This window comes from [Mycobacterium] stephanolepidis (assembly GCF_002356335.1).
Classification (GTDB): domain Bacteria; phylum Actinomycetota; class Actinomycetes; order Mycobacteriales; family Mycobacteriaceae; genus Mycobacterium; species Mycobacterium stephanolepidis.
Genome location: NZ_AP018165.1, coordinates 4665593 through 4686180 on the forward strand (window position 1 = coordinate 4665593; position 20588 = coordinate 4686180).

Sequence of the window (20588 nt, forward strand, 5' to 3'; positions counted from 1 at the left end):
GGTGACGACAGAATCCGTGCTGCCAAAATCCGGTATCGACCTGAGCCACCGCGACGAATCCATCCGCCCACAGGATGACCTGTTCGGCCACGTGAATGGCCGCTGGCTCGCCGAATACTCCATTCCGGCCGACCGTGCCGTCGACGGAGCGTTCCGAACTCTGTTCGACCGCGCCGAGGAGCAGGTCCGCGGGATCATCACGGAGGCCGCCGACTCGGGTGCACCCGAAGGTACCGAGGCGCAGAAGATCGGCGACCTGTTCGCGAGCTTCATGGACATCGAGACCGTGGCAGCTATCGGCCTGGCGCCGCTTCATCAGGAGCTGGACGGGATCACCTCGGCAGCCGATGTCACCGCGCTGGCCGCCGTCATGGGTAGGTTGCAGCGGGCCGGAGCCGGCAGCGGGGTGGGCTGCTACGTCGACACCGATGCCAAGGATTCCTCCCGCTACCTCCTCCACATCAGCCAGTCCGGTCTGGGCCTGCCCGACGAGTCCTACTACCGGGAGGAGCAGCATGCGGCGACGCGCGACGCGTATCGCGCCCATATCGCCGCCATGCTCGCGCTGGTGTACGGCGAGGGTGACCACGCCGATACCGCCGACCGGATCCTCGCGCTGGAGACCAAGATCGCCGCAGCGCACTGGGATGTGGTGAAGCGGCGCGATGCCGAGCTGAGCTACAACCTGGTGCAGTTCGCGGACCTGGAGCACACCGCACCCGGATTCGATTGGGACGGATGGATCTCCGGCCTGGGTGCCACCGCCGGCCAAGTCACCGAACTTGTGGTGCGACAGCCCGACTACCTCACCGCCTTCGCCGGCCTCTGGGCTTCGGAGCCGTTGAGTGATTGGAAGCAATGGGCAAGCTGGCGGCTCATCTGTGCCCGCGCGGCATACCTCACCGAACCGCTGGTGGCAGAGAACTTTGATTTCTACGGACGCACGTTGTCCGGCACCGAGCAGATCCGCGACCGCTGGAAGCGCGGCGTCGCGGTGGTCGAGTCACTACTCGGCGAGGCCGTAGGCCAGCTCTATGTCGAGCGCCACTTCCCGCCGAACGCCAAGGCGCGCATGGAGGTTCTCGTCGACAACCTGCGCGAGGCCTATCGGGTCAGCATCACCGACCTGGAGTGGATGACGCCGGAGACCCGTGAACGCGCCCTGCAGAAGCTCGACAAGTTCACCCCGAAGATCGGCTACCCCGCCGCGTGGCGTGACTATTCGACCATCGCCATCCGGCGCGATGACCTGCTGGGGAATGTCCGGCGCGCGACAGCCGCCGAATGCGACCGCGGTCTGGCAAAGTTGGCCGGACCGGTCGATCGCGACGAATGGTTCATGACCCCCCAGACGGTGAACGCCTACTACAACCCGGGCATGAACGAAATCGTCTTTCCCGCAGCGATTCTGCAGCCGCCCTTCTTCGATGCAGACGCCGATGACGGTGCCAACTACGGCGGTATCGGTGCCGTTATCGGTCACGAGATAGGTCATGGGTTCGACGATCAGGGTTCCAAATACGACGGCGACGGCAACCTGGTCAACTGGTGGACCGACACCGACCGCAACGAATTCGGAGTGCGTACAACGGCATTGATCAAGCAGTACGACGAGTTCGTACCCCGCGAGCTCTCCGATCAACACGTGAACGGTGCGTTTACCGTCGGTGAGAACATCGGCGATCTGGGCGGTCTCTCGATCGCGCTACTGGCCTATGAGATCTCGCTGCGCGGCAACCCGGCTCCGGTCATCGAGGGACTCACCGGGGCACAGCGGGTCTTCTTCGGCTGGGCGCAGGTGTGGCGCACAAAGGCCCGCGAGGCTGAGGCCATTCGGCGTCTGTCGGTAGACCCGCACTCGCCGCCTGAATTCCGCTGCAACGGCGTGGTGCGCAACATCGACGCATTCTACGAAGCCTTCGAGCTGAGCACCGAGGACGAGCTGTTCCTGGAAGCCGATCAGCGCGTACGCATCTGGAGCTGAGCTGCCACAACGAGAAAGCCCCCGGCCGGTGGCCGGGGGCTTTCTCCGTGCGCTGAGGAGATCTAGAAGCGCTGCCAGTCGTCGTAGCCGTCATAATCCTTGTACGGGCCACCGGGCGAGTTTTTCACGATCACCGGATCGCCGGGGTGGGACTGGTTGAAGTACCAGGTGGCGTTGTCGGTGCTCAGGTTGATGCAGCCGTGGCTTACATCGCGCTTACCCTGATCGCCCACCGACCACGGCGCCGCATGGACGAAAATGCCGGAGTTGGACAACCGGGTGGCCCAGAACACGTCGAGCTTGTAGCCCTCGGGCGAGGTCGTCGGCACCCCGTAGGTTGACGAGTCCATCACCATCTTCTGGAACTTCTCGCTGACGTAATAGGTGCCGTTCTTCGTCTCGTGCTTCTTGTCGTGCTTACCTATCGACATCGGCATGGTGCGTTCCACAACCCCGTTGCGGGTCACCGTCATCGTGAAGGTGGCATCGTCGACTGTCGACACGAAGGCGTCACCGACCTTGAAACTCCACTTGGTCCCGCCGGCATTCACGTTCACGTCGGTGTTCGCGGGCCAGAACTGAGTGGGCTTCCAGCGCAGCTGCTGATCGGTGTACCAGTAGAAGTATCCCGGCGCGGGCTTCGACGTGGTGATCTTCACGGCGGCCTCGGCGGCCTTCTTGTCCGTCACCGGAGCCGCGAAGACAATCGTCACCGGCTGAGCCACACCAACGACGTCGCCGTTATTGGGCGAGTTCTTCAATAGGCCCACCGGCAACGGCGGCACGTCGCCCGTCGGAGGCGCCCCGGGAGGCGGCGTGGTCGGCGCCGGAGCCGGCGGAACCTCGCCGGGAGGCGGCGCGTCAGGCGCGGGCGGCGGCGGCAGCTCCCACGGCAGCGGCGGGGGCGGCGGTAGTTCGAACGGCGGCGGTGGGGGTGCCGGTTCTTGAATACCCGGATCGCCGGGGTCACCCGGCTCTGCGAGGGCAGGAATCACGCCAGCACCCAGCAGTCCTGCAACACAGATACCGCTGATGAGGGCGCGCCGGAACCAACGAGTTAAGACAAGCATGCTCACTCCTGTAGACGCGACACATCCAGTGTGTCATAGGGTTCGTCGCCACCAGGCAACTCGATGTTTCACCGGTTCAAGAAAATACGTCTTGACCAGGCCTTATCGCCGTTGATTAGAAAAGGTCACATTCATAACCCCGTGGGGGTACCTGATGTGACTCAGCGCGCTGGGCGACCGTCGCGGATGCCCAGCTCACCCAGCCAGCTAAGTACTCCGACAGGTTACCGGCTCAGCGCACGGGCGATGAGCATCAGCTGCACCTCGCTCGTCCCCTCGCCGATCTCCAGGATCTTGCTGTCGCGATACTGACGAGCGACCGGAGACTCGTTCATGAACCCCGCCCCGCCGAAGATCTGGGTGGCATCGCGTGCGTTGTCCATCGCCGCCTCACTGGCCACCAACTTGGCAATCGACGCCTCGGTCTTGAACGGCTTTCCGGCCAGCAGTAGCGCGGCAGCGTGGTAGTAGGCCAGACGGGCTGTGTGCGCGCGAGCCTGCATCCGGGCGATCTTGAACGACACCGATTGGTAGTCGATGATCGCGCTGCCGAAGGCCGGGCGACTGCTGGCGTACCGCAGGCTTTCGTCGACGCATCCTTGTGCGGCACCGGTTGCCAATGCCGCGATGGCGATTCGCCCCTCATCGAGGATCCGCAGGAATCCCGCGTAACCACGACCACGCTCGCCCAGCAGATTCTCGTAGGGCACCCGTACATCGTCGAAGCTCAGTGGATGCGTGTCCGAGGCATTCCAACCGACCTTGTCGTATCCCGGCTCGACGGTGAATCCCGGTGCACCCGAAGGTACGTGAATGACCGAGATCTCCGGCGAACCGTCTGCCGAACGTCCGGTTACTGCCGCAACACCCACCACCGCGGTGATATCGGTTCCGGAATTGGTGATGAATGCCTTGGAGCCGTTGATGACCCAGCTGCCGTTGTCCTCGACGGCCCGGGTTCGAATCGAGCCGGGGATGTCGGTACCACCACCGGGCTCAGTCAAACCGAAGGCGGCCAGGGATTTTCCGGAGGCGAGTGCTGGAAGCCAGCGCTGCTTCTGCTCTTCGTTCCCAAACCGGTAGATCGGCATGGCGCCCAGGGACACGGCAGCCTCGAGGGTGATGGCCACACTCTGGTCCACCCGGGCCAGCTCTTCCAGCGTCAGGCACAGTGCGAAGTAGTCACCACCCATTCCGCCGTACTCCTCGGGGAAGGGCAGACCGAACAGCCCCATGTCACCCATCTGCGCCACCACCGCATACGGGAAGGTCTTGGTGGCGTCGTGATGGGCGGCCACCGGAGCCACCACCGAATTCGCAAATTCTTCAACGGTTTTACGTAGCGAGTCGTACTCGCCAGGCAACTCCGCGGTGCTGAATGTCATGCCTTCTCCTCCTCGGGGTCGATAACGGGATGGATGGTGGCCAGGAGTTGATCGACGGCCACTTGGTCGCCGACGGCCACCGCGACGGTCACGGTTCCGGCGATCGGTGCACGCAGGGTGTGTTCCATCTTCATGGCCTCGACCACCACAACCGGGGCGTCACGCTCGACAACGGCACCCGTGTTCACCGACACCACACGTACGACCCCGGGCATCGAGCTCCGGATTTCGCCGTCCTCGTCTTCGCCGTCGTGGTGCCGCAACCGGGGTTCCGGCGCGATATCGGCATGCCAGGTTCCTTCTTCGGTGGCTATCCACGCCGCGGTGCTCGTCCGTGCCGCGTTCGCGCGGTACAGCTGGCCGGCGAATTCGACACTCACGTGTCCTGCGGCGCGATGAGCCCTGGCAGAAGTGCGCTCGCCGTCCCCGATGCCGACCTCGGCCACCGGGTCACCCCAGAGCTGGACCAGTTCGACGGACTCTCCGATGCGCAACCGGTACGAACGCGGCGCGTGTTCGCCAATACGCCACCCGGACTTGCTGTTCCACAATGTCCCGGATTCCGATTCGCCGTCCAGCAGGGCCGCTGCGGCCACCCACACCCAATGCGGCACGACCGGCGGATGGTATTCGGACGCGATCTTGTCGAGCAGCGCCGTGTCTATGTCCCCGGATATCACGACGGGATTCGTGACCAGCGCGCGCAAGAAGTCGATATTGGTTCCCACGCCCAGTATCCGGGTGTCGGCGAGGGCCTGGTCGGCCTCGGCCAGTGCGGTGGCACGGTCGGCCGCATGCACAATCACCTTGGCCAGCATCGGGTCGAATCGCGAACCCACCACCGACCCTGTCGACAATGCCGTGTCCGTGCGCGCGCTGCTCGAAAAGCGCGCCAGCGCAACCGTTCCTCCGGTCGGAAGGAACTCACGAGCCGGATCTTCGGCGTACACCCGTGCTTCGATCGCGTGGCCGCTCAGCGAGATCTGTTCTTGCGTCAAGGGGAGCCGTTCGCCCGCTGCGACGAGGATCTGCCACTGCACCAGGTCAATCCCCGTCACCATCTCGGTGACCGGATGTTCCACCTGAAGACGGGTGTTCATCTCCATGAAGTAGTAGTGCTCGGGAGCATCGCTGTCCAGAATGAACTCAACGGTTCCCGCGCCGAAATAGCCAACGCTACGAGCGATTTGACATGCAGTCTCGCCCATCGCGGCCCGGAGTTGCGCGGTCAACAGCGGGGATGGCGCTTCTTCGATCACCTTCTGGTGTCGTCGCTGCAGACTGCACTCACGCTCGCCCAGGTGCACCACGTTGCCGTGAGTGTCACCGAAGACCTGCACCTCGATATGCCTGGGGCGGGCCAGGTAACGCTCGACGAGCAAGGTGTCGTCGCCGAAGATCGCGGTGGCCTCGCGCCGTGATGCGATCAGCGCATCGGGCATCTGCCTCAGGTCGTGCACCACCCGCATGCCCTTGCCACCGCCACCCGCAGACGGCTTGATGATCAGCGGGGCTCCGATTTCCTCGGCGGTGACGACCAGCTCCTCATCCGAGAGTGCGCCCACGCTGCCCGGGACCACCGGCTCGCCCGCTGCGGCAACGGTGTCCTTAGCCCTGATCTTGTCGCCCATGGCGTCCATCGCCTCGGCGGGCGGCCCGACGAAGACGATCCCCGCCGACTGACACGCGCGAACGAAATCGGCATTCTCCGAGACGAATCCGTATCCAGGGTGCACAGCATCGGCCCCGGACTGTTTGGCGGCGCTGATGATCGCGTCGATATCGAGGTAGCCCGCGGATTCAGCACCGAGGTACACCGCGGTGTCGCAGGCATCGAGATGATCGGTGTCTCCGTCGGTATAGACGGCGATCGATCGAATCCCCATGCCTCGCAGCGTGGATGCGATGCGAACCGCGATCTCGCCGCGGTTGGCGATAAGCACTGAACGAATCACTGGCCGCACCTTCTGTTTGTCGTGTAAACGGCCCCCGCACGCGGGAGGTAGCCCCACATCACTGTCACATCCGGAAGACGCCGTAGGAAACGGGTTCAAGTGGCGCGTTGGCGCAGATTCCCAGCGCCAGCCCGAGCACCGTGCGCGTGTCGGCGGGGTCGATCACTCCGTCGTCCCACAGCCGTGCCGTCGAGTAGTACGGATTGCCTTGCCGTTCATACTGTTCGCGTATGGGCGCCTTGAACGCTTCCTGCTCGTCCTCGGTGAACTCCTTGCCCGACGCCGCGCTTTGGTCGGCGCGCACCGTCGCAAGCACCGAGGCGGCCTGCTCACCGCCCATCACCGAGATACGTGCGTTCGGCCACATCCACAGGAATCGCGGCGAGTACGCGCGCCCACACATCGAGTAGTTGCCGGCACCGTAGGAGCCACCGATGACCACCGTCAGCTTGGGTACGCGTGCACACGCCACGGCGGTGACCATCTTCGCCCCGTGCTTGGCAATACCGGCGGCCTCGTAATCGCGACCCACCATGAATCCCGAGATGTTCTGCAGAAATACCAGCGGAATACGTCGCTGATCACACAATTCGATGAAATGTGCAGCCTTCATGGCACTTTCGGCGAACAGCACGCCGTTGTTCGCGATGATTCCGACCGGGTGCCCGTGCAGCCGCGCAGTTCCCGTGACGAGCGATTTTCCGTACTCCGCTTTGAATTCGGTGAAGGTGCCACCGTCCACGAGCCGCACAATTACCTCGTGGACGTCGTAGGGGATGCGCGGATCGGTGGGCACCACGTCGTACAGGGTGCCCGGATCGCGCTCTGGGGCAATTGTTTCGGTAACCGGCCAGGGTGCCTCGACCTTGGGCGCCAGCGTCGACACGATGCGGCGCACGATCCGCAATGCGTCCTTGTCATCGGATGCCAGGTGATCGGTCACACCCGAGGTACGCGAATGCAGGTCGCCGCCGCCGAGCTCCTCGGCGGTCACCACCTCACCCGTGGCGGCCTTCACCAGCGGCGGACCCCCCAAGAAGATCGTGCCCTGCTTGCGCACGATGACGGCTTCGTCGCTCATGGCCGGCACATACGCGCCACCGGCGGTGCAACTACCCAGCACCGCGGCGATCTGCGGAACTCCCTTGGCGCTCATGGTGGCCTGGTTGTAGAAGATCCTGCCGAAGTGCTCGCGATCCGGGAACACCTCGTCTTGCTTGGGCAGGAAGGCGCCACCGGAGTCCACCAGATAGATGCAGGGCAGCCGGTTCTGTAGCGCGATCTCCTGGGCGCGCAGATGCTTCTTGACCGTCATCGGGTAGTACGTGCCACCCTTGACCGTCGCATCGTTGGCGGCAATCACGCATTCGCGCCCCGAGACACGGCCGATACCGGCGATCATGCTGGCCCCGGGTGCGTCGTCGTCGTACATGCCGTTCGCCGCGAGTGGTGACAACTCCAGGAACGGGCTGCCCGGATCGAGCAGCGCCTCGACGCGGTCGCGCGGCAGGAGCTTGCCGCGGTCCACATGCCGCTGTCGGGACTGTTCATTGCCGCCGAGCGCAGCGCGGGCGAGCCGCTCCCGCAGCTCGGCGACCAGTCGAGCATGCTCGGCCCTGTTCTGCTCACCAACCAGAGTCATACCCAGCTCCGAAGTCTGAAGTTTCAGTTAATGAGGATTAACTTGAATTAAGATAATCTCCATTAACTGATTTGTCTAGAGCGAGCTGCCGAGGAGGTGTGATGACCAACCTGGTACCCGAGTCGGAAACTCCGAACAAACGCGAACGTGCCAAAGCCGATCGTCGGGATCAGCTGCTGCAGGCTGCGGCCCGGCTGGTGGCCATGCGTGGGTATGCCCGGGTGCGCCTGGAAGATCTCGGCTCGGCCGTGGGGATTAGCGGCCCGGCGATTTACCGGCACTTCCCGAACAAAGAAGCCCTGCTGGTGGACCTACTCACGGACGTGAGCCGCCGACTACTGGCCGGGGGCACCCATGTCGTCGAGGCGGCAGCCGGGGCTTCAGAGGCACTCTCGGGGCTCATCGATTTCCACCTCGACTTCGCACTCAACGAGAGCGACCTGATCCGGGTCCAGGACCGCGACCTCGACTCGCTACCGGAGACCGCACGACGTCAGGTGCGTCAATACCAGCGCCGGTACGTGGAGGCCTGGGTCCAGGTGCTCTGCCAGATCGATGGCGAGCTCGACGAGTCGGATGCGCGCATCAAGGCGCATGCCGCGTTCGGCCTGATGAACTCCACGCCGTACAGCGCCGGTCGATCAGCGCCCACTCAGACGCGAGCGGTGCTGCGGCAGATGGTGGTTGCCGCGCTCAACTCCTAGCTGCGGACCAACCGGGCAATCGCCGCCGAGGCCTCGGCCAGTTTCTCATCGGCGTCGGCGCCACCATCGGCAACGGCATTGGAGACGCAGTGACCGAGGTGCTCGTCGAGGAGCCCGAGCGCAACCGACCGTAGCGCGCTCTGCGCCGCGCTGATCTGGGTCAATACGTCGATGCAGTACTTATCCTCGTCGATCATCTTGGCGATACCGCGCACCTGCCCCTCGATGCGCAGGAGCCGCTTGGCGTAGTCATCCTTTTTCAGCGAGTAACCGTGTCCGGTCGAAGTCTTCGTGCTCATGTCCATTACCCCTTGAGAAGGCCTTGCATCGTGTCGATCTCAGGCTGCTGATTATCGATGATCTTTTGCGCCAACTGCTTTGCCGAAGGGTACTGGCCTCCGGAGAGTTCCGCATTCGACATCGCGACGGCGCCCTGGTGGTGAGCGATCATCGACTGCAACCACAGCTGGTCGAAAACCTCGCCGTTGAGGGTCTTCATCCGGTCCAATACCGGCGTGTCCACCATGCCAGGCATGTGTCCGGCGGGGTCATGCCCCTCCGGCATGAGCGGCTGACCCCAGCTGGTGAGCCACTCGGTGAAGGTGTCGATCTCGGGCTGCTGCGCCGTCTGAATGTTGTTCGCGAGCTCCAGTACCGCCGGATTGGCGGTGCGTCCCTCGGTCAACTTCGACATCTCGACGGCCTGCTGGTGATGCATGATCATCTGCTGAGCGAACGTCACATCAGCATCGTTGTGATCGGACGGGGCCGTCGCCGGATTGGTATCGAGCGTCGTCGTCATCCCCGACATGCCGGAATGACCTGAATGGTCGGACGTCGTCTCATCACCCTTTTTGTCCGAGCTACACGCTGACAGAATCAGCACCGCAGCAGCAGCGCCGGCAAGGATCGCAGTCCGAGTTCGGTTTCGCATGGCACTATCGTAGCTCAGATACCCCCGTAGGGTACGAGATCGCGAGAGGGCATGCCCCTCGTGGGTACAAGGCGCTAAACGACGGACTCCTCCAGCTGGGTCAGCGCCTCCTCCAGATGAGTCAGGATCCGCTGCAGATGCGGCACGCTCGTGCGGCATCCGGTCAATCCGAAGTGCATCGCCGACCCACTGCTGGTGCACGTGATGTTCAACGCCACCCCGTCGATCGGGATCGACGCCGGGTAGCACCCGTCCATCTCGAACCCGTTCCAGAACATATCGGTGCGCGGGCCCGGGACATTAGAAATGATCACGTTGAATGCGGGAGCCGCCCGGTCCACCAAGCCCGGGACGGCACCGGTCAACGCGGGAGCTCCATTGAGCGCCCCCACCAGCATCCGCTGCATGGGTGTCATCTCCGAGAGCACCGACTTGGCGGCCTGCACCGAGTCGCGGATCGCACTGAACCGCTCCAGCGGATCGGGCTTGTCGGTCGCCAGGTTGGCCAGCAGCGCGGTGATCGAGTTCCCCGCGTTCTGGTCCCCCTCGGCCCGGATCGACACCGGACACATCGCGATGAGCGGCTTGTCGGGTAGTGCGTTCTGCTCCTCCAGATACGTGCGCAACGCACCGGCGCACATCGCCAGCACCACATCGTTGACGGTTCCCCCCAGAGCTTTGCCCGCCTCCTTGATCCGCGTCATCGACCAGGTTTGCGCCGCGAAGCGTCGGGCGCCTCCTATCGAGACATTCAGCATGGTGTGCGGAGCCGACAACGGCCTGACGAGCTGTGGGTCCGACAGCGCGTGGCGTCCGTACTTGAGCAGACCGGGCGGAATCGACACGACCTGCCGCACCGCGCCGGCGGCTCCCTTGACGAGGTCCAGCGCCGAGGTGTTGGTGGTACTCACGATGCTGCTCTTCGCACGCCGCTTGGCCGGGGCCCACACGGCCTGGCAGTCGCGCGCATCGGGATCGTCGGAGAGCGAGCGCATCATCATGCGCAAGGCACCGACACCGTCGATGACGGCGTGGTGCATCTTCGTATAGACAGCCAGGCGTCCGTCCGAAAGCCCTTCCACCACATGCATTTCCCATAACGGCCGGTGCCGATCCAGCGGCGAGCTGTGCCACCGTGAGGTGACGGTCAGCAGTTCGCGCACCCGGGCCGGGCGCGGCAGCGCCGAACGGCGCACGTGGTACTCCCAGTCGATCTCGTCGTCGATGATCCAGGTGAGGTTGCCCATCACCGCCAGCGGCTGCCCGGGTCGTTTGCGGAAGTCCGATGACACCTCGGTGGTGGACATCAGCTGTTCGTAGAACACCTCGGCATAATCCGGGCCCGCATCGACGGGCGGTTTGAACAGCTGTAGGCCGCCGACGTGGAAGGGATGTTCCCGCGTCTCCCCGATGAGAAACATCGAGTCGCTGACCGGCATGAATGGCATGGCGGTCATGCTGCCACTTTGCTCGGCTTCCGGAGGCGGAATCCACAGCGATGAGCTGCTGGCACGAAGAGCGAATCCCCTTTGACCGGCTAAGTAGCCGCCGGGGATACTTAGACGCATGTCAGCCCACGACGCACCTGATATCAAGCCGCGTAGTCGCGACGTCACCGATGGTCTGGAGAAGACTGCCGCTCGCGGGATGCTTCGCGCCGTAGGCATGGGTGACGACGATTGGGTCAAGCCGCAGATCGGCGTCGGTTCGTCGTGGAACGAGATCACCCCGTGCAATATGTCGCTGCAGCGCCTGGCCCAGTCGGTCAAGGAGGGTGTGCACGCGGCCGGAGGTTATCCGCTGGAGTTCGGCACCATCTCGGTGTCCGACGGCATCTCGATGGGCCATGAGGGTATGCACTTCTCGCTGGTGTCCCGTGAGGTGATCGCCGACAGCGTCGAGACCGTGATGCAGGCGGAGCGACTGGACGGGTCCGTGCTGTTGGCCGGATGCGACAAGTCCATCCCCGGGATGCTCATGGCTGCAGCGCGTCTGGATCTGGCCTCGGTGTTCTTCTACAACGGGTCGATCATGCCCGGCAAGGCCAAGCTGACCGACGGTACGGAGAAGGAAGTCACCATCATCGACGCCTTCGAGGCTGTCGGTGCCTGCGCACGCGGTCTGATGTCGCGTGAGGACGTCGACATCATCGAGCGCGCCATCTGTCCGGGCGAAGGCGCCTGTGGCGGCATGTACACCGCCAACACGATGGCCAGTGCCGCCGAGGCACTCGGGATGTCGTTGCCGGGCAGTGCTTCTCCCGTCGCCATCGATAAGCGCCGCGAGGAGTACGCACGCAAGTCGGGAGAGGCCGTGGTGGAGATGCTGCGCCGCGGGATCACCGCGCGCGACATCCTCACCAAGGAGGCCTTCGAGAACGCCATCGCCGTGGTGATGGCGTTCGGCGGGTCCACCAATGCGGTGTTGCACCTGCTGGCCATCGCCAAGGAGGCCGAGGTCGACCTCACCCTGGCCGACTTCACCCGCATCGGCAACAAGGTGCCCCACCTGGCCGACGTGAAACCCTTCGGACGCCATGTGATGAAGGACGTCGACGAGATCGGCGGCGTGCCCGTGGTGATGCGCGCTCTGCTGGATGCCGGGCTGTTGCACGGCGATTGCCTCACGATCACCGGCCAGACCATGGCCGAGAACCTCGCACATATCGCGCCGCCCGATCCGGACGGCAAGGTGCTGCGCGCCATGAACAACCCCATCCATCCGACAGGTGGCATCACGATCCTGCACGGCTCACTGGCGCCGGAGGGTGCCGTGGTGAAGTCGGCCGGCTTCGAGTCGGACGTGTTCGAAGGCACCGCACGGGTTTTCGAACGGGAGCGAGCAGCGCTCGACGCGCTGGAGGACGGCACCATCACGCACGGCGATGTCGTCGTCATCCGCTACGAGGGCCCCAAGGGCGGCCCCGGTATGCGCGAAATGCTGGCCATCACCGGTGCCATCAAGGGTGCGGGCCTGGGCAAGGACGTGCTCCTGATGACCGATGGTCGCTTCTCCGGTGGCACTACCGGTCTGTGTGTCGGGCACATCGCGCCGGAGGCTGTCGATGGCGGGCCCATCGCGTTCGTCGAAGACGGTGACCGCATCCGTCTCGATGTCTCCAACGGCAAGCTGGACCTGCTGGTCGACGAGTCAGAACTTGCCGCGCGCCGTGAGGGATTCGAACCGTTGCCGCCGCGGTACAAGACCGGGGTGCTGGCCAAGTACACCAAGCTGGTGCAGTCGGCGGCTGTCGGAGCGATCTGCGGCTAAGCCTTCCGGCCTCTCTTGAGTGCGGGATGGCTTCGCGCCACCATGCGGGTGAGCAATCCGCGCGGCAGCAGATGATTGGCGGCCGCACCGATGCGGTTGGCCAGGCCGGGCACGATCACCGTGCGACCGGCCACCATTCCGTCGACAGCAGTCTTGGCCACGGTCGCCGCGTCCACCCACATGACCTTGGGCATCGCGGCTTCGGCGTCTTCATCGGAGATACCCACCGCCGCGCCAAATCCCGTCTTCACCGGACCCGGGCACAGCGTGGCGGCGCTGACGCCGGTGCCGCGCAGCTCCTCGTGCAGCGCGTGGGTGTACGACACCACGAATGCCTTCGCGGCCCCATAGGCGGCCTGCCCGGGCAGCGGGCCGAAGGCGCCGACCGAGCCGAGGTTCAGCACCGCACCCCTGCCGCGTGCCACCATCTGCGGCACAAAGCGCGAGCAGAGATCCACCACTGCGCTGACATCCACCTCCACGAGGTTGAGCTCGGCGGCGGGGTCGGATTCGGCCACGGGCCCCGCCGTGCTCAAACCGGCATTGTTGACCAGCACGTCAACCTCGAGTCCAAGCTCCGCTACGCGCTGAGGCAACCGAGCGCGCTCCTGGGCACTCGAAAGATCAACGGACAGTGCGTAAGCAGTCGGTCCCAGGCTCTCGGCCAGCTCCTGCAGCCGATCGGCGCGCCGCGCCACCAACACCACGGGATAACTACGCCGGGCGAATTCTCGTGCCAGTTCTTCGCCAATGCCCGATGAGGATCCGGTGATCAGGACGGCGGCATCGGCGCGCGGGGAGGGAAGCACCCACTGAGCCTATGCCGCCGGCAGTGCGGCGACGGCGGGAAATCTTCGGGGCTACGGGAGGCGTGCGGGATCTCGGTAACGCTGCGCGTTCCGTTCGATTTCCCCCGGTTCTGGCAGCGGCTCCTCGCTGTCGAGGTAGACACCGCCCGCACGCAGGCTGTCCTCCACGATGAGCCAGATACGCCGAACCAGACTCTCGATCAATCGCTCTTGCGAGGTCTCCCCCGGCTGGTCCAGCCAGTAACTCACCGAGGTCTCGGCCATCCCGACAATGCCCATCGCCAGGAGCTCGGCATCGACATCAACCCCGAATGCTTCAAGGTAGACGGCGAACACCCGTGAAAGATGCAGTCCCGCAGATATTTTGATATCGGCAATGGCGTCGGGCGCATCCGAGCCCTCGGAGAGCGAGCATCGCGCAAGATACCGATACAGATTGCGGTGCCCGACCAGAAAACGGACGTACGCACCGATACCCGCCTCGATGATCTGTGCCATCGAGCCGAGCGGCTGCCATACCGGCGCAAGCTCGGCGATGATCATGTCGCCTGCCCGCCGAGCCACGGCGCGCTGTAAGTCCGCGGCGCCGTCGAAGTGCCGATAGAGCTTTGTTCGGGTGACCCCCACATAGACCGCGATCTGCTCCGTGGACGTCTGCGGACCGTGCTCGGCAATGGCGGCAAGGGCGGCCTCGACGAACTCGGCCCGGCGCCGTTCGCGCTGGCCATCCCACCTGCCAGCTGGGAGTTCTTGGCTGTCGGGCTGCACGAAGCTCACTCTAGCAATGGGGTGGTACGTCACGTACCATGTGACCCACCGAACACAATCACCACCCGACTTCGATTAGAGCGCGAGCTGACATCCATGACCGACGTACAGATCGAATCCCCCGTCGACCAAGCCCTGGAGGACTTGACCGAAGGCGAAAAGGCCTGGGCCAAAACCTCGTTGGCAGATCGTTTGCGCTTGTTGGCGGATACCCGCCAGCGCGTGATCGACAATGCGCACCAGTGGGTGCAGGCGGCGGCCTTCCAGATCAAGAAGCTCGACCCGGAATCTCCCCTGGTCGGCGAGGAATGGATCTCGGGCCCGTACGCCGTGGCGGGGGCCATCGCCTCCCTGATCGCCAGCCTGGAGCAGCTCCAAGCCGGTCAGAGCCCGCTTCAGGACGCCGAATTCGGTGTCACTCCCGGCGGTCGTACGACGGTTTCGGTGTTGCCGCTCAACATCTTCGACAAGCTGCTGCTGTCCGGGTTCAGCGCCGAGCTGTGGTTGCAGCCCGGTGTGGATAAGGCCGAGGCGTTGCGCACGGCCGGCCTGGCGCAGCGTGACCCCAGCCGCACCCAGGGTGTCGGCGCGGTGCTCGGCGCAGGCAACATCACCTCGATCGCGCCCCTGGACACCCTGTACGAACTCTTCGCGAACAACCGCGTGGTGGCCCTCAAGCTCAACCCCATCACCGATCCACTGCTGCCGGTGTTCACCAAGGTCCTGCAGCCCTTCATCGCGATCGGCGCGGTACGGATCCTGACCGGCGGCGCCGACGTCGGCACCTACCTGGTGCACCATCGGCTGGTTGATCACGTCCATATGACCGGCAGCTCGGTCACCCACGACGCGATCGTGTTCGGCACCGGCGAGGAAGGTGCACAGCGCAAGGCCGCCAACCAACCGGTCCTGGACAAGGCCATCACCAGCGAGCTCGGCGGTGTTTCGCCGACCATCGTGGTGCCCGGCCAGTGGAGCTCCTCCGATATCGAGTTCCAGACCCGGCACATCGCCACCCAGCGGTTACACAACAACGGCTACAACTGCATCGCCTCGCAGGTCGTGGTGCTCTCGAAGGCCTGGCCACAGCGCGAAGAGTTCCTCGCCGCGCTGCGCAAGGCCGTCGACGAGGCGCCACCCCGTCCGGCCTACTACCCCGGTTCAGACGACCGGGTCGCCGGTGCGCAACAGTCCTACCCCGACGCCGAGCGCCTCGGACAGAACGGCGCGCGCGTGCTCGTGGTCGATCCGGAGGATCGCACGGCTCTGCTGCGTACCGAGTACTTCGGGCCGGTCCTGGGCGTCATCGAACTCGATATCGCCAATGACCCGGACGGAGCCCTCTTCCTGCAGGAGGCCGCACGAGTCGCCAATGACGAGTTCGTCGGAACGCTCGGCGTCAATGTGCTCGCGCACCCCGACACCATCAAGGCGCTGGGATCGCGTTTCGAGACCTTGGTCGAAGACCTGCGGTACGGCACCGTCGCGATCAACGCCTGGACCGGGGTGGGATATCTGACCCCCTCCGCGACGTGGGGCGCATTCCCCGGCCACGTGCTCAAAGACGTACAAAGCGGGATCGGCGTGGTACACAACGGCTTCCTGGTCGAGAAGCCGGAACGTACCGTGGTCCGCGGCCCCTTCCGGCCATTCCCGCGGTCCTTTGCACATGGCGAATGGGCTCTGTCCCCGAAGCCACCGTGGTTCGTGAGCAATGCCACAGCGGCGGGCACCGGCGAACTGCTGGTCGACTTCGCCGGTAAGCCCAGCCTGCTGAAAGTCCCTCGGATCTTCATCTCCGCGCTACGCGGCTGACGCGAATCACGTTGCCCAGCACCATCTCGGTGCGGCGTAATGTCGGGTCATGGGCAACGCAGAGAGCCGCTGGGTAGAAGTCGACGAGTACCTGGAGCGCACAGTCGCTGCCGATGCCGCCGAGCTGGACCATATTCGGCAGGCGCAGGAGGACGGCGGTCTGCCGGATATCGCGGTATCGGCCGCGCAGGGCAAGTTCCTGTACCTGTTGGCAACGATCGCCAAGGCCAGCCGCGTGCTGGAGATCGGCACGCTCGGTGGGTACAGCACCGCGTGGCTCGCCAAGGCGGTACTGTACCCGCCGAGGGTGCCGTGGTGACACTGGAGTTCGAGCCCAAACATGCCTCCGTCGCGCAGGCAAGCCTGCAACGCGCCGGCCTAGGCGAGCGTGTGGAGGTTCTGGTGGGCCCGGCACTCGATTCGCTGCCCTCAGTGCAGGGGCCGTTCGATTTGGTGTTCATCGACGCCGACAAATCCAACAACCCGGGCTACCTCGATTGGGCACTGCGGATCACCAAACCCGGGGCAGTCATCTTGGTGGACAACGTTATTCGCTGGATCTCGGACGAAGGCCCGAACGCCGAAGGGACCCGCCAAGCTTTGGAGTGGCTGGGTTCCGATCCGCGTCTGGATGCCACCGCGCTGCCGACGGTGGACGTCAAGGGCTGGGACGGGCTGGCGATCGCCGTCGTGCGCTAACGCGCCCCCTCACGGGCGTACACGGTGCGCAAGACGAACTCAACCTCCGGCCCCATGGCAAGCCCGGCCAACTCTGGATAGAGGGCCACGAAATCGTGCCCGTGCGCCGGAGCGTCGTGCGGGCACAGGTGATGCGCCAGCTCATGCAGGATCACCAGTTCCCGCATGGCCCAGGCACTCCCGTTGCGATCGTCGGGAACGGCTATGGCCGCCCGGTCTCCGTCGCACTCGTAATGCGCAGCCGTCGCACCGCGACGGGCACGCACCGTGACGGGTCCAGCGATCCATCTACTCGCCACGAGGGCCAGCACGTCATCGACATATCGCTGCACCGATTCCACCGACGCGAAGCGCGCCTCGGGTGGGAGCGTCAACCTAGTACCGAAGAAAACGATATCGCGCTGACTGTGGCTCGCCGCCCGCTCGAACATGGTGCGCACGAATTCCTCGGCCGCGTATACTTTGGCGCGCCGGGAATCACGTGGCCGTGGCTGATCGCTCAGTTCTGCTCCAATACGCCACGCGCACCTGCCAGTTCCGGGCTGTTCCCAAGCCTGGCCCGGCGGCCCGCACGATCACCCGCACGCCGGGCGTGCGAGGAGTAACCGGCCTGCGCGCTCACCGCACGCCACCGACCGCGGGCCGTCGAGGCACCCTTGTAGAAGTCACGCAGCTCGATGTCCTTGTCACGCAATACCAGTTCGGTTCCCGTGCCCCGTTTCTCGGTCTTGACCGCCTCGGCGCGCGCCTCCTGCCGAGCGTCGGTCAGCCGCTGCCCCACCCGTGTGCCGAACGCCAGCTGGAAGTTCAGACGGGCCGTGATGGTGGGCGTGGGCCGGTGCGCACCGGAACCGATGTACGTGTCCGAGGCCCTGACCATCTGGACGACCAGGCTGGCATAGAGCGCGTGGACGGCATCGATGTCCTCGGCGAAGCCGTAGGCATACACATACGTCGAGTTGGATGCGACGTCACACGTGACGTCATTGGCACCGGCGATCAACGCGAACAGGTTCACATAGGTCCGCAGGCCACGGGTGCCCGCCTCGCCGATGGTGATGGTGCGCTGGGTGGGCCGCGCCTGGGCATCTCGTTTGGCGGAGTGCGCACGGGCGACCGCCAAGTCGATCGAGGTCGCGGTGGCAAGGCGTTGCGCCGCCGCCATGAAGGCCTCGGCCTCATGGGCGTTGTCCGTGCCCTCGGCCTGGCGGAGCAGTGCGGCGATCCGCGAGAGCTGCTTGTCCTCTGTCACGAAGGCCAGACTAGGCGAGCGCGGGGACATGCGGCCGCAGCAAGCCCCGCCGAAACTTATGACAACACTGATTGTCAAATAGTTAGCTTTGTGTTTCGATACTCGGACATGATCGCGGCGAGAAAGTGGAGACCACGTGACAGTTCTAGAACACGCTGCACTGCCTACGGCATACGAAGCACACCTCGCGGACCCTGCTCCAGCACAGACCAGAGTGCGGAACGCCTTAAAGCGATGGACAGCTTTCGACCTGATGCCCTCCGATGAGGTGGTACGCAAGTATGGAGAAGGCCTCTGGATAACAGATCCCGTCGCAGAGAAGTTCGTCGAGGAGGTGTACTACGGGGAGATCGGTCCCGAGCGTGGCCGCGCCATGGTTGAACATGCGCTCACCGAAGGGATCGGCGCCGTCAATGACGCACCCGAGTCGATGCGAGCGTTATTCGCCGAGTTCGACACAATGCCGACGTGGGCTGACCCAGAGCTTATCGAAGCTGGCGCCGCGGTATGGCGGCGATGGGGCTACGACATGGGTTCCTTCGCCAACGCAAGCACTATGGACACCTATACGGAAGGCTGGCTGGCGATCCCGCTCTCGCTCGCCGGCGGCTATGCGGGCGAAGGTGCGATGCACCGCTATCTCGAAACCAGCCGATGGTGGCTGGAGTGCTCACGCCCCGGTGCCGCCCTGGACCGGTACTCCACCGCCCGACAGTTGACGATGAAGATCCGCATCATGCACGTGTCCGTACGCCGCGGCGTGTCCAAGCACCCGGAATGGCAACAAGAGCAGTGGGGGGCGCCGATCAGCCAATCGGAGATGCTGTTGACACTCATCGGCGGCAGTGTGGCGCCCGGACTCGGACTGTGGACCACTGGTTACCTCACTACCAGGTCGGAAATCCTTGCTTCGCTGCATTTCTGCAGATACCTGGGATATCTGCTTGGAGTGCGGTGCGACGACATCTACCCGCGTACGGTCATCGATGGTCTACGGATCCTGTACCACTTCGACTCCACCCGTGCCTACGATGGCGGTGAGGCGTCCCACGAACTCGTGGAGTCCTTCGTCCCGTCATTCACGCCGAGCGCCAGTTCGACGCGGGTCAATCGGCTTCGGGGAATGTTCCATCTGCAGCTTCAGGCAGGTTTCACACGGCTGTTCATGCTGCCGTGGAACCGCAAGCTCTATCGAATTCCCAACGGCTGGCTCGGCACCGCAGTACTTGTGGCACGAGCGCCCTTCATCGCCGCGATAGAACTCGCTCGTCATGCAGTCCCCGCAGTAGACCGACGCTGGCAGAAAGGCAAGATGCGGCGCTGGGAACGCTGGATCGACTGGCAGTCAGGTGCGCACACCCATGACTTCCGCGATCTGTCACAGATGCGTAGATAGCGGCCGCTGTCCCGTCAGAGGCGCGCGTCGATCCAGGACACCACCTCGTCGAGCACGAGTTCCTTGTCGAACTCGTTGAGGATCTCGTGGTAGAGGCCATTCCAGATCTTCAGTGTCGCATCGGGTGCCGCTTCGGAGAGCCACACGCTGCCTTCGGGCGCCGTCAAACGGTCGCCTTCGCCGTGCATCGTCAGCACCGGGCGCCTCAGACCGGCGGCGCGCTGGCGCATCGTCTTACCCACGCCCAACAGTGCCCGGCCGATCCCCGCGGGCACCCGGCCGTGATGGACCAACGGGTCCGCGTTGTACGCGGCGATGATCGCCGGGTCGTGAGAGATCGCGTTGACATCGAGCTTCTGGACCGGCAGCCCGGGCGCCAGCCGTCCCACCACCGGAGCCACCAGTGTCAACACGTACGGCAATCCGACCTGCGCGGCAATCGCGGGCCCCGAGAGCACCATCAGGTCGTAACGGTCCTGGTGGTCCACGCCGTAGGCGAAGACGATGCCACCGCCCATGCTGTGCCCGAGCACAATTCGCTTGAGGTCGGGGTACTCGCGTGCCGCGATGTCCACCAGGGTGCCGAAGTCGTCGGTGTACTCGGAGATGTCCCGCAGATACACGCGCTTACCCCCGGAACGACCATGACCACGGTGATCCAGGGCGTACACCAGGTACCCGGCGTCATTGAACCGCTGGGCGACGTGGTCGTACCGCCGCGCGTGCTCGCCGAAACCGTGCGAGAGCATGACGACGGCACGCGGCGGTCTCTCCGGCGTCCAGGTGTCATAAACGATCCGCACGTTGTCGGCACCATCGAAGGCGCGCTGCACCCGAGATCCACTCACCCCGGAAACTCTACGGAACTGTCGAACCGGCCAACATCAACTAGAACACGTTCTAGT

The 20588-nt window shown here is 64.5% G+C and carries 17 protein-coding genes and 1 pseudogene; 6 read left to right on the forward strand and 12 right to left on the reverse strand.

Annotation, left to right across the window (positions count from 1 at the left end):
• Window position 1 precedes the first annotated feature (1 nt).
• Entirely contained in the window at window positions 2-1984 is a 1983-nt protein-coding gene (locus MSTE_RS23165; RefSeq protein WP_096504719.1) for a M13 family metallopeptidase, read from the forward strand.
• Between the two features lie 62 nt (window positions 1985-2046).
• Here the strand turns inward: MSTE_RS23165 and MSTE_RS23170 are convergent, their stop codons facing one another.
• The 4 genes from MSTE_RS23170 to MSTE_RS23185 all read right to left on the reverse strand — a co-directional run bounded on the left by MSTE_RS23170 (window position 2047) and on the right by MSTE_RS23185 (window position 8036).
• Complete coding sequence (locus MSTE_RS23170; protein ID WP_096504721.1) at window positions 2047-3054, reverse strand: L,D-transpeptidase; 1008 nt, start codon at window positions 3052-3054, stop codon at window positions 2047-2049.
• A 224-nt stretch (window positions 3055-3278) separates the two neighbouring features.
• Window positions 3279-4439, reverse strand: coding sequence for an acyl-CoA dehydrogenase family protein (locus tag MSTE_RS23175; RefSeq protein ID WP_096504723.1), 1161 nt, complete (start codon window positions 4437-4439; stop codon window positions 3279-3281).
• On the reverse strand, window positions 4436-6394 hold the full coding sequence (locus MSTE_RS23180) for an acetyl/propionyl/methylcrotonyl-CoA carboxylase subunit alpha (RefSeq protein WP_096504725.1): 1959 nt from the start codon (window positions 6392-6394) through the stop codon (window positions 4436-4438). Before MSTE_RS23180 ends, MSTE_RS23175 begins: the two co-directional genes overlap by 4 nt.
• Before the next feature lie 64 nt (window positions 6395-6458).
• Window positions 6459-8036, reverse strand: a complete 1578-nt coding sequence (locus tag MSTE_RS23185; RefSeq protein ID WP_096504727.1) for a carboxyl transferase domain-containing protein — start codon at window positions 8034-8036, stop codon at window positions 6459-6461.
• A gap of 101 nt (window positions 8037-8137) precedes the next feature.
• Between MSTE_RS23185 and MSTE_RS23190 the strand changes: the two genes are divergently transcribed.
• Window positions 8138-8740 (forward strand): SACE_7040 family transcriptional regulator, encoded by a 603-nt coding sequence (locus MSTE_RS23190; protein ID WP_096504729.1) that lies wholly within the window; start codon window positions 8138-8140, stop codon window positions 8738-8740.
• On the opposite strand, the gene ricR is transcribed toward MSTE_RS23190, so the two are convergent.
• The 3 genes from ricR to MSTE_RS23205 form a co-directional block, all read right to left on the reverse strand.
• Window positions 8737-9039, reverse strand: a complete 303-nt coding sequence (gene ricR, locus MSTE_RS23195; RefSeq protein WP_096506305.1) for a copper-sensing transcriptional repressor RicR — start codon at window positions 9037-9039, stop codon at window positions 8737-8739. The two genes, MSTE_RS23190 and ricR, sit on opposite strands and share 4 nt — an antisense overlap.
• A gap of 5 nt (window positions 9040-9044) precedes the next feature.
• Entirely contained in the window at window positions 9045-9674 is a 630-nt protein-coding gene (locus MSTE_RS23200; RefSeq protein ID WP_096504731.1) for a DUF305 domain-containing protein, read from the reverse strand.
• Between the two features lie 74 nt (window positions 9675-9748).
• The gene (locus MSTE_RS23205; RefSeq protein ID WP_162291504.1) at window positions 9749-11131 is read right to left on the reverse strand and encodes a WS/DGAT/MGAT family O-acyltransferase; all 1383 of its coding nucleotides are present in this window, start codon (window positions 11129-11131) and stop codon (window positions 9749-9751) included.
• A gap of 109 nt (window positions 11132-11240) precedes the next feature.
• Between MSTE_RS23205 and ilvD the strand changes: the two genes are divergently transcribed.
• The gene (gene ilvD, locus MSTE_RS23210) at window positions 11241-12944 is read left to right on the forward strand and encodes a dihydroxy-acid dehydratase (protein WP_096504733.1); all 1704 of its coding nucleotides are present in this window, start codon (window positions 11241-11243) and stop codon (window positions 12942-12944) included.
• Here ilvD and MSTE_RS23215 read toward each other — a convergent pair.
• Both MSTE_RS23215 and MSTE_RS23220 read right to left on the reverse strand, forming a co-directional pair.
• Entirely contained in the window at window positions 12941-13753 is an 813-nt protein-coding gene (locus tag MSTE_RS23215; RefSeq protein WP_096504735.1) for an SDR family NAD(P)-dependent oxidoreductase, read from the reverse strand. The two genes, ilvD and MSTE_RS23215, sit on opposite strands and share 4 nt — an antisense overlap.
• A gap of 51 nt (window positions 13754-13804) precedes the next feature.
• The gene (locus tag MSTE_RS23220) at window positions 13805-14530 is read right to left on the reverse strand and encodes a TetR/AcrR family transcriptional regulator (RefSeq protein ID WP_096504737.1); all 726 of its coding nucleotides are present in this window, start codon (window positions 14528-14530) and stop codon (window positions 13805-13807) included.
• A gap of 87 nt (window positions 14531-14617) precedes the next feature.
• Between MSTE_RS23220 and MSTE_RS23225 the strand changes: the two genes are divergently transcribed.
• A complete protein-coding gene (locus MSTE_RS23225) occupies window positions 14618-16336 on the forward strand; it encodes an aldehyde dehydrogenase family protein (protein WP_096504739.1) in 1719 nt (572 codons plus the stop codon).
• A gap of 49 nt (window positions 16337-16385) precedes the next feature.
• Window positions 16386-17035, forward strand: a pseudogene (locus MSTE_RS23230) (O-methyltransferase).
• Here MSTE_RS23230 and MSTE_RS23235 read toward each other — a convergent pair.
• Together MSTE_RS23235 and MSTE_RS23240 are read right to left on the reverse strand one after the other, a co-directional pair.
• Window positions 17032-17538 (reverse strand): TIGR04338 family metallohydrolase, encoded by a 507-nt coding sequence (locus MSTE_RS23235; RefSeq protein ID WP_162291729.1) that lies wholly within the window; start codon window positions 17536-17538, stop codon window positions 17032-17034. The pseudogene MSTE_RS23230 and the gene MSTE_RS23235 sit on opposite strands and share 4 nt — an antisense overlap.
• Complete coding sequence (locus MSTE_RS23240; RefSeq protein ID WP_096506309.1) at window positions 17535-18287, reverse strand: DUF2786 domain-containing protein; 753 nt, start codon at window positions 18285-18287, stop codon at window positions 17535-17537. Before MSTE_RS23240 ends, MSTE_RS23235 begins: the two co-directional genes overlap by 4 nt.
• A gap of 253 nt (window positions 18288-18540) precedes the next feature.
• Here MSTE_RS23240 and MSTE_RS23245 point away from each other — a divergent pair, with 253 nt between their 5' ends.
• Window positions 18541-19683 (forward strand): oxygenase MpaB family protein, encoded by a 1143-nt coding sequence (locus MSTE_RS23245; RefSeq protein WP_096504743.1) that lies wholly within the window; start codon window positions 18541-18543, stop codon window positions 19681-19683.
• 14 nt (window positions 19684-19697) lie between these two features.
• On the opposite strand, the gene MSTE_RS23250 is transcribed toward MSTE_RS23245, so the two are convergent.
• Window positions 19698-20516, reverse strand: coding sequence for an alpha/beta hydrolase (locus MSTE_RS23250; RefSeq protein ID WP_096504745.1), 819 nt, complete (start codon window positions 20514-20516; stop codon window positions 19698-19700).
• Window positions 20517-20588: the final 72 nt, after the last annotated feature.

Excerpts from the sequence above, each read along its gene's own strand:
- MSTE_RS23170 (WP_096504721.1), bottom strand. The coding sequence starts at position 3,054 with ATGCTTGTCTTAACTCGTTGGTTCCGGCGCGCCCTCATCAGCGGTATC.
- MSTE_RS23175 (WP_096504723.1), bottom strand. The coding sequence starts at position 4,439 with ATGACATTCAGCACCGCGGAGTTGCCTGGCGAGTACGACTCGCTACGT.
- MSTE_RS23185 (WP_096504727.1), bottom strand. The coding sequence starts at position 8,036 with ATGACTCTGGTTGGTGAGCAGAACAGGGCCGAGCATGCTCGACTGGTC.
- MSTE_RS23190 (WP_096504729.1), top strand. The coding sequence starts at position 8,138 with ATGACCAACCTGGTACCCGAGTCGGAAACTCCGAACAAACGCGAACGT.
- ricR (WP_096506305.1), bottom strand. The coding sequence starts at position 9,039 with ATGAGCACGAAGACTTCGACCGGACACGGTTACTCGCTGAAAAAGGAT.
- MSTE_RS23200 (WP_096504731.1), bottom strand. The coding sequence starts at position 9,674 with ATGCGAAACCGAACTCGGACTGCGATCCTTGCCGGCGCTGCTGCTGCG.
- MSTE_RS23205 (WP_162291504.1), bottom strand. The coding sequence starts at position 11,131 with ATGACCGCCATGCCATTCATGCCGGTCAGCGACTCGATGTTTCTCATC.
- ilvD (WP_096504733.1), top strand. The coding sequence starts at position 11,241 with ATGTCAGCCCACGACGCACCTGATATCAAGCCGCGTAGTCGCGACGTC.
- MSTE_RS23225 (WP_096504739.1), top strand. The coding sequence starts at position 14,618 with ATGACCGACGTACAGATCGAATCCCCCGTCGACCAAGCCCTGGAGGAC.
- MSTE_RS23245 (WP_096504743.1), top strand. The coding sequence starts at position 18,541 with ATGCCCTCCGATGAGGTGGTACGCAAGTATGGAGAAGGCCTCTGGATA.